The organism is Pseudomonas sp. HMSC063H08 (genome assembly GCF_001813645.1).
In the GTDB taxonomy this organism is placed as follows: domain Bacteria; phylum Pseudomonadota; class Gammaproteobacteria; order Pseudomonadales; family Pseudomonadaceae; genus Pseudomonas; species Pseudomonas aeruginosa.
In genome coordinates this window covers 1-6,877 of sequence record NZ_KV813545.1, presented here as the reverse complement: position 1 = coordinate 6,877, position 6,877 = coordinate 1, and the positions used below count along the sequence as shown (strand labels likewise).

At 52.3% G+C, this 6,877-nt stretch carries 5 protein-coding genes; 1 reads left to right on the top strand and 4 read right to left on the bottom strand.

What is annotated here, in order from left to right:
- Positions 1 to 233 precede the first annotated feature (233 nt).
- The 4 genes from HMPREF2924_RS24850 to HMPREF2924_RS34855 all read right to left on the bottom strand — a co-directional run bounded on the left by HMPREF2924_RS24850 (position 234) and on the right by HMPREF2924_RS34855 (position 5,668).
- Positions 234 to 1,061, bottom strand: a complete 828-nt coding sequence (locus tag HMPREF2924_RS24850) for a hypothetical protein (protein ID WP_023094855.1) — start codon at positions 1,059 to 1,061, stop codon at positions 234 to 236.
- Positions 1,058 to 2,143, bottom strand: coding sequence for a ComEC/Rec2 family competence protein (locus HMPREF2924_RS34865; RefSeq protein ID WP_023094854.1), 1,086 nt, complete (start codon positions 2,141 to 2,143; stop codon positions 1,058 to 1,060). The genes HMPREF2924_RS24850 and HMPREF2924_RS34865 overlap by 4 nt, the downstream gene beginning before the upstream one ends.
- Before the next feature lie 85 nt (positions 2,144 to 2,228).
- A complete protein-coding gene (locus HMPREF2924_RS34860; RefSeq protein ID WP_003134145.1) occupies positions 2,229 to 4,493 on the bottom strand; it encodes a Mov34/MPN/PAD-1 family protein in 2,265 nt (754 codons plus the stop codon).
- The gene (locus HMPREF2924_RS34855; protein ID WP_023094853.1) at positions 4,490 to 5,668 is read right to left on the bottom strand and encodes a ComEC/Rec2 family competence protein; all 1,179 of its coding nucleotides are present in this window, start codon (positions 5,666 to 5,668) and stop codon (positions 4,490 to 4,492) included. The genes HMPREF2924_RS34860 and HMPREF2924_RS34855 overlap by 4 nt, the downstream gene beginning before the upstream one ends.
- Positions 5,669 to 5,794: 126 nt before the next feature.
- On the opposite strand from HMPREF2924_RS34855, the gene HMPREF2924_RS24840 reads away from it, so the two are divergent.
- Positions 5,795 to 6,634, top strand: coding sequence for a BrxR family helix-turn-helix transcriptional regulator (locus HMPREF2924_RS24840; RefSeq protein ID WP_023094852.1), 840 nt, complete (start codon positions 5,795 to 5,797; stop codon positions 6,632 to 6,634).
- Positions 6,635 to 6,877: the final 243 nt, after the last annotated feature.

The window sequence follows — 6,877 nt, the reverse complement described above, 5'->3', positions numbered from 1 at the left end:
GCTGCAGCATTTCGGATCCGAGCTGCATGGGGCATGTCGCTGACAACGTCAGCGGATCACGCGCTTATCATCGAAGCGGGGGAGGGAGGTGTCAAGCGATAGGACAGCGCTCAACATTGGAGGTGGAGATATGATTAACGAAATACTCCAATAGCTGATGAGACGAACCTAATGCCCAAATGGGTGAGAAGAGTTAAATCGCTCTTACAAAAGTCTACGTGGCGACAGCGTCACTATTTAGATGCCGTCTCTCTTTTGGCAGCTTTTGTAGTTACGCGGAGAGGAAGAGCCTCGCATGCCAAAATGAGACGGCAAGCGTATGAGTATGCAGCTTCATGTACGCGGGACTTTGAAAAGTAGAAGACCCAGATGAGAGCCATGAGTAGAGCCGCTCCAAGCGAGGCAACTTCGCCGGCCCCCAAGAGCGCTTCTGGGGTAGCAGCAGCACTCAGTCTCTGCTCCCAGGAACTGAAGCCTAGCCGAACTACAACCCAGCCCACGACCCCCAAGCTGATCAGAAGGCCGAGCCAACGCACACCAAAACCATTTCTGCGATAGCCGTAGGTCACGTTGGCTCGGAACAGTAAGTCGAACCTTTTCTTATCGCGCGTGGCCTCCCGAAGCCAGTTGCCTGCTGCCGCATAGACGGCATCTGCTGCTGCCGGATCCGCAGCCTCTGCCTCCTTAGTCGGGAATTTCACTTTGATCTTTGACGCTAGGATTTCGTGGTACCGTCCCTTAGATACTGAATCTAAGACACCATCTCGGTGACGTAGGATCTGGATGCTAGGGGCGCCGCCCCATTCCTGCCAGAGAGCTTTCTCCTTTTCCTTACCCTTACTACGCACGATGTCGGCTAGGAGGTACATCAAGCCCGCTCCTCCCGCAAGCGCGAAGATCCCTTTCATATCGAGCAATTGATTGCCGTATAGCGTGATGGCCATGACCACGAGCGGCAAGATACAGAGAAAAGCTGGATATAGGCGTGCTTGGCGCTCATAAGGTTCGAACAAAAGCGCAGCTTTGGATAGCCCTGTGCCTAACCCCTGCAGATTGCTCATTCTTCAACCTCATAATGGAAAGGAACATAGGTCATCACTCCGTAGCCATTTCTTGCAGGCATGTTACGGTGGTGGCGGATGGCAACACCCTTCGTTTGGCCAATCTTGAAGCCGCGGCGAATGAACGCGTTTGTGACCACACGCTTGGGATGAGTTGGTGCTTTTTTCGAAGCTGAGACATAAGCTCTCCGCTGTGGCGAGTGACTCTCTGGCACAGGTTCTCCAACAATCAAATTTAATGCGTCAGTGGACACATTGTGACGGCCTCCGTGATGTGGGATCTGTACGAAATTAACGGCAGACGGAAGATTGATGCCCTGGCCAGTGGCGAACTCAGCTGCAGCCTTGAGTGACTCAACTCCGGCATCACCGGTCAGCAAATAGCCGCGCCCCCCATTGATCCCAAACAAAATGGCGCTACTCTCGTTCTCGGCACTCGTAGTGACGCTATCGGGCAAATATTCAATGTCCCAAGCACCTGCGATGAGTTGAATGGCTTTACGGCCGAAGTCCAAGACTGCCTCCATTGCACTCTCCACCTTTAGCTCAGGGGACTTCTCGAATGCGGGAATAAGGTCGTGAACATATCGCTCCCGAGTGGGTGACAGCACTTGAAAAATTCCAATTCGACTACCCGCGAAAGGCTCAAAGATAGGGATCTTTCTCTGCAGAGCAGCTTCTTCCAAGCGAAAAGCAGCCGTCATTTTGCTTTTCAAGCGTTCAGCTAGGCTGTCGTCAGTAATGCGCCCATCATGGAAGTAGTGGCGAATCTCGCTACTGTACTCCCAAGGGCGATGCATCCACACCTCTCCTACAGAAAGGGTCTCCACTATATGCGTTAACCCTCCAGCATGGTCGTTGTCCGGGTGAGAGTTAACTAGGTAGTCGACGTGGTTGGTGTCAAAGTGCTTCTGGATGTGCTCAACCAATGCGGCACCATACTCTTGAGTACCACCGTCATAAACCAGCACGCGAAACACATCTCCCTCACGCCAACGAATAGCGATTGCGTCTCCGCTGTGCTCTCCGTTGCCTACAGGTAAAAAATCAATCTCTATACCTTCTGCCATTCCTTTGCCCATAAAAACTCTGCCAAAGTTATGAGTTAATCCAAGGCAGCTCACTGCGCGATACGCGCATGGTGCTGCCTACTTTGAAACAACAACTTCAAGCTAGGTGCAGACTGACCTCTTTATCGGCCATAATCAGCATAAGTGCGGGTAGCCCCTCTCCGGACATCAAGTTGGAAAGCGAAGCCAAAAGCTTTTGGTCATCGGTGCTGGCGTTTGCAGAACATCCCTGAGGGTGGGAATGCCACTCCCCCACGTAATCCACCACATTTGCAGTACGTCGATGGACCTCTTTTAGAACTTCTTCTTGACCTTCTCGTCCACGTACAAAGTGGCTCGGACTAGATTGGCTATCAATAGGCGCAGGAGGAGCGTCGACCAAAACAATGGTTTTGCTTTTAAGGTCTGTCACTCCTAATAAAATGCCCCCAGTTTCGCAAGGAAGAGCCCGCTCACGGAGCTGGCAGAGCAAAGCAATCAGACCATCGTCATAGATAATCGACCACCCATTGACCTGTGCCACATGTACAGGTTGAAGCTCAATTTCTGAGGCTGTTACCGAATCAGACCGCTCGTCGATGCTCCACACGCAGGCCCTAGCACAGGGCGCTAGGAGGCTTTGCCTAAGCTGACGAGAAAGGATCCCTGCGTGCAGGTGAACACGCTCGACAGGCAAGCAAACGGAAATATCACGACACCCTCCGCCAACCCACATATCGCCATAATGATTGTCAAGATGGTGCGCCCCCCAGTCCTCCCCAAGAATGGCCCTGTAATACTGCCCCTCTAATGCAGGGGTTCGTATCGCTCTATCGGCATCCTCAAGCAGTAAGACGCACGCCCCACCCGATGGAGTAAGGAACAGGCTGGCTGTTCTCGGCACATTGTCTCGTTGGGCTAGCTCTCTAGGTGCACTAAATGTAGTAGTTACATCAACAAGAAGGCTCGCATTTGCAATCGCCGCCAGAACCACCTCATCCTGATCAACGATGCTTTTCGAGATAGCTACAGGTACATGCTCGTTTGGATAGACGCTTCGTGCCAATGCCTGCACGGAGTCAACCTTGCTGTATCCAAGCTGATCATCGAAGCCAACATGGCGGGCTAGGTTATGGGGTAAAAATTGATCTGGATCGACATATACCCACTCTCCCCATGCTTGCCGAGTCCAAATATCGGCTAGCATACTACCCAGTGCCCCAGCCCCAGCCAGCACGCCTTTGAAGTCTGCTGTTGCTGGATCCAGTGCGGAAATTTTTCGGGCTCTTTCTGCATCTAGTGCAATGCGCACTTCGACCGGAATTAATGCAGTGGAGAGCCAATCGGATGCCGGCATTTCACCCGCCGGTAGACCTATCAATGGCGAATGAAAATATCGCCCGTCTGCGTCAGGATGCGAGATCACTCCGCATGCTTTGGCAAGCTCAAAGAAAGAGCTCATAACCAGGTACCCCAGAGCATCATATCGCTCCACCTGGCCATCTCGGAGTCGCGGAATCCAGACGACGATTAACAGTCCCTCATGCTTCGTCTCCGATAACGCGGAGAGGCCATTGGTAGGGATCCCGTTAACTAAGGTTTCGTATAAATTGATAGCTAGATTGCTCCCCCAAGTACCTAAACGCTCATGCAACTGGCCAAGTGTCTGAGGGAACTCCAGCACCGCGGATGAACCAACCCCATCAACAGCAAGCGATAGCAATCTGTAGCCACGCAACTCCTGTTTGGCAATCTTCGCTGAAGAGGTAGGCGTAACACGGAGTGTTGTCGAACCGCTGAAATCTCCCGCCACCAACTTAATGACGCAGCTACCATTGCGACCGGCAAGCTCTGAAAAGTTGGCAGGGAGCAGTACCTGATAAGGGCTCATATAGAAGAGCTGCTCCAAAGGCTGATCTTCACGATGAAGCTTCAGCGCAGCAGATTCACGCAGCCACCAGAAAAGCCTGGAAAGGAACCGCTCAGCTGTCCATGTGCGCTCCACTGCACTCCACGCAATGTTGTAGAGGCACAATGCACGAGGAGCATCAGGAGGTGTCGGATGCTGGTGAGATAGGGCGGGAAAGTCCTTACGCAGTGGGCGCACGATCACGGGCATGCGGAGGCCATCACTGTGTCCTACTGTGATGGCAAGTCGCTCATTGCGATGGATGCCGCCGGGATTCGCTCGCGGAACAGTTCCATCGCAGGCATCAATGATGATCGCCTCTACAGGGCCCAAATCCTCCCCTGCACGCAGCTCAATTACTTCGATGTAGGGGTTATTCTCGCAAGCCTTCAGCAATGACTGGGCTAGCGGACTCAATGATCGCTCAGCATCTGTCCTGTTGAGAGGACTTCCCCAATCGAAGTACTCGATCATGCTCGGCCTGCTCGAGGTGCAGCTGCGGCAACAGCGCTACCTGCTGCGCTTCCCAATCCAACAATAACCCGAGCCAACGTGCCATCTGATTGCGATTCAAGCTCAAGGGGCTCCGGCCCTTTGAGATCCCCCGTGCACAGAAAACTGCCATCAACCGACTGAAGAATAAACTTGTACTCTCGCTTAGCGCGGATGCAGGGCGGATCGATATCATCGTCAAGAATTTTCTTGCTGCTAGAGACGATGGTTGCCCCCTCACGTGCCTGTCCTAAAGCATTCCGAGCCTCCTGGCAGACCTCCGCTTCCTCGCCATAGGTTGACCAACTGTCGTAAGAGAGCGAGTGCCATGAACAGTGGTGGGGCGTCTGAAGTAGGTCGTATGCCAATACTTCAGGAGTGAGTTCATACTTCTCCCAAAGCCGTTTCCAGATAGCTACCTCCGCATCCCCTCCAGTGAGAAAGCGAGTGGGATTGGCTGCCCATTGATACGGTGAGAGGTGAATATTGAGGATCACACTGGAATGGTTTTTCGACAGTGTCTCCTCCAGCTCTGCGTCATCCTGTTTGGGGTAGGGGGCCAACAGTCGTGCGGTGAAGAGTCCTGCAGTCGACTGGCCATTGATCTGCTCGAAAATTTCTCCAGCTTTCACCAGGATTGGAGTCAGGTCATCGGTTTTACCATTCTCATCCTCTCCCATAATGCGAATTCGATTGCCATCCCCGGCAGACCGATAAGTCCGCCAGTAGGCCACGCGGCGCCTAGCCTCAGTATTGAATGCCTTCGCGTCATCGCAGAGCGTATGACTCTTCGAAGCCCGACGGAAAACCATTGGTGACGACCAGAGCTCACGAATCAAGATTCGCTTCTTTGTCATCTCCAGTTCATCGTCCGGGTAGTCCTCTGGCGCGCCCAGCCAGAAATGATTGCGCAGTCCCGAGCAGTGATCCTTGTCGGGATGGCTCAGAAGAAATGCGTCTACAAACGGGCGGCCATTGCTGTCGTACTGGAGACGCTTTCGCAGCTCGCTTGCCACATCGGGAGTAGGATCTGCTGGGTCGTCGGCAGTCTGGCGTATGTGGATGTCGATCAGCAATGTAGTGACCCGGGTATCAGCCAAGCGCACTAAAGTCATGTCCCCGTTGTCTACAGGAAAGAAGGTTACTTTCGCAGTCATGGATCCTCCCGGGTGTTGGTTGATAGGCCACACTTGAGGAGCTAAGATACGACTAGAAATTATGCTCGTCTAGTTTTTGTGCGAATATTTTTTATATCTATTTTAAATTACAGGAAAATCAAAGGCATGAGTGATATCTCGCCGCGTGCAGGCCGCTGGGGGCAGGAGCGCCGCCTTGAGTTCATCGACTTCAGGTTGCTTTGGGAGGGGCGCCTCAACCGATCTGACCTTACGAAATTTTTTAAAATCTCCATTCCTCAGGCCTCCTTGGATCTGTCGAGATACCAGGAGATTGCTCCTCAGAACATGGTCTACGATCGAACCCAAAAGACCTATGTCGCCACGGAAAATTTCGAGCCAGTTCTGAATAGACCTGATAGCACCCAATATCTAAATGAGTTGCTGTGGAGAAACTCAGGAACGGTAGCACATAGCGATAGCTTCGTCGGTTGGTTCCCGCAGGTGGATACATTGCCGTTCCCCACCCGAAATGCTGACATCAACGTGATGCTTGCCCTACTGCGGGCAATCCAACAGCAAGCAGTGATAGTGATTGGGTACCAGTCAATGGAGCATCCACTCCCAGAGGATCGACAGATATTCCCAAGAGCATTTGCCTTTGATGGATTTCGCTGGCATCTCAGGGCCTTCTGTTTAAAATCTGAGAAACATAAGGATTTTGTCTTAGGGAGAATTTATTCGGCAGGCGAAGTTCTTGCTCCGATATCTGATATCCCTGAAGATAATGATTGGAATACATTCGTCACTTTAGTCATCGGTCCGAACCCAGGCTACTCAAAGCCTCGAAGACAAGCTATTGAACGCGACTATAAAATGGTCAATGGTCAGGCCGTTATAAAAACGCGGCGGGCGTTACTTTTCTATCTAAAGAAGCGGCTCAATTTAGGCATGCCCGGGCAGGAGGCGGCAGATAATCAGCAGATTGTTTTGCTCAGGGAAGAGTAAGCCTTCTAGAAATGCTCTCTGAATCGCCCCTGAATTACTTCAGGTGCTCGGCAGCCGCAGACGCAGCAAGGTGCTCGTGTTTTTCTGGTTTCGGGGGGCAGGTTTCGCCAGCAGATCTTATTGAATCTTCCGGCCCTCACAGCAGTCTCTGCTTTTTTGATTACCCAACTCTATGCTGAACCAACGATGGAGATGGAGGAGAGCGGCTGGCAGAAACCCTGTCAAAGGTTTCCCCAGCCGTGT

Excerpts from the sequence above, each read along its gene's own strand:
- HMPREF2924_RS24850 (WP_023094855.1), bottom strand. The coding sequence starts at position 1,061 with ATGAGCAATCTGCAGGGGTTAGGCACAGGGCTATCCAAAGCTGCGCTT.
- HMPREF2924_RS34865 (WP_023094854.1), bottom strand. The coding sequence starts at position 2,143 with ATGGGCAAAGGAATGGCAGAAGGTATAGAGATTGATTTTTTACCTGTA.
- HMPREF2924_RS34860 (WP_003134145.1), bottom strand. The coding sequence starts at position 4,493 with ATGATCGAGTACTTCGATTGGGGAAGTCCTCTCAACAGGACAGATGCT.
- HMPREF2924_RS34855 (WP_023094853.1), bottom strand. The coding sequence starts at position 5,668 with ATGACTGCGAAAGTAACCTTCTTTCCTGTAGACAACGGGGACATGACT.
- HMPREF2924_RS24840 (WP_023094852.1), top strand. The coding sequence starts at position 5,795 with ATGAGTGATATCTCGCCGCGTGCAGGCCGCTGGGGGCAGGAGCGCCGC.